The sequence below is a fragment of the Marinomonas polaris DSM 16579 genome, assembly GCF_900129155.1.
Lineage (GTDB): Bacteria > Pseudomonadota > Gammaproteobacteria > Pseudomonadales > Marinomonadaceae > Marinomonas > Marinomonas polaris.
Genome location: NZ_FQVF01000047.1, coordinates 1 through 1,360, shown reverse-complemented (window position 1 = coordinate 1,360; position 1,360 = coordinate 1). Strand labels below are relative to the sequence as shown.

The following is a 1,360-nucleotide window of genomic DNA, read 5'->3' as shown; positions in this document are numbered from 1 at the left end:
GTTCGCACGCCAAGGTTATTAACGACTTCAGGCGAGATGCTCACAGTACCAGCGCCCTGATTATTGGAACCTTGGTCATCACCATAAAAAGGGATCAAATCCATTCCCATAGGAGATTGACCCGGCTTGTCACGACGGTAATTTGGGTCCATTGGCGCCACCCAATATAAAGGCGATTTTTCATCTTTCGTGACTGATGGACCAGCATTCATTTCCCCGTTCATGGCATTGAATGCTTGAAGAGCAAAGTGATAACCCGTAGCCGAAAGAACGCCACCTAGTACAAATACGCCGATATACCCGATTACTTTCATTTGAGTTTCACCTCTTCACCTTGTGCCATCACATAATTCAATTCTGCCAAGCGCTTGAAACGCTCAATACGAATATTCAACAATTCAATATGCGCATTCAGTGTCGCGATACGCGCCTGAACCACATCCGAAAAAACACCATCATTGCTGGTATAAGCATTCAACATGGCTTGTGCGCTTTCTCTGTAACTAGGAAGTAACTTTGTTTGATAAAGACGGATTCGTTGATCTAGCAGAGTAATATCAGATGTCAGAACACGGTATTTCGCCATGAGTTCATTCAGCACCAGCTGCTTTTCAGAAAGAAAAGACTCAACTTGTAAGGACGCGGCTTTCACCTGAGCATCCTGTCGACTAGACGAAAAGATTGGCACACTGACACTCACCGCAATCGACGCCAGATCGGCTCGATCTTTGCCGCTTAAATCATCACCGCGATAACCGTAACCCAACGTAACGCCCCATTCTGGTTTGTACTTTTGCTCGGCAATCGCTTTATCTATCTGCGCGGTATTGGATTGAACATCGACAATGCGAACCAAAGGATGCAGGCTCAGGCGAGCCGCCAATGCCAATGAATTCGATGAAAGGATATTAGACGGGGTTACCATAATGGGTTCACCCGTTGTTTTCAGGGTGATATCTTGATCAGCTGTGTTCTGATCAGCCATTGTCGGAAGAATATATTGGGATAATTTTTTCAGTGCATTTTCTTTCGCTTGGCTAAGCTGCGTAAGGCGATGATCTAACTTAATCAACTCCAGTTCAGAGCGCACTAAATCTTGCTGTTTGGCTCGCCCGTACGCCGAGCTATAACTACTTTCCACTACCTCATGAAGTTGTTCGAACAAAATTCTATTTTGCTTCACGAGCTTGATACTTTCTTCGTAACTGTAGGCCGTTAGCCAAAGATTTGACACTTCCATCGCCAGCATTGCACGACGATTATCACGCATCAAGGGCATTTGATCGCCTTGCACAGCGTACTTTTCCCCTGTTAAACGTAAGGTATCGCCAGCTGGAAACATCTGCGATACCGACACGTT

At 45.6% G+C, this 1,360-nt stretch carries 2 protein-coding genes; both read right to left on the bottom strand.

What is annotated here, in order from left to right; translation table 11 throughout:
- Positions 1-314: heavy metal-binding domain-containing protein (locus BUA59_RS23370; RefSeq protein ID WP_281251040.1), on the bottom strand; the 314-nt coding region annotated here is incomplete at its 3' end.
- The coding region (locus BUA59_RS23365) for a TolC family protein (protein WP_072842477.1) at positions 311-1,360 on the bottom strand (1,050 nt) is incomplete at its 5' end. The genes BUA59_RS23365 and BUA59_RS23370, both read right to left, overlap by 4 nt.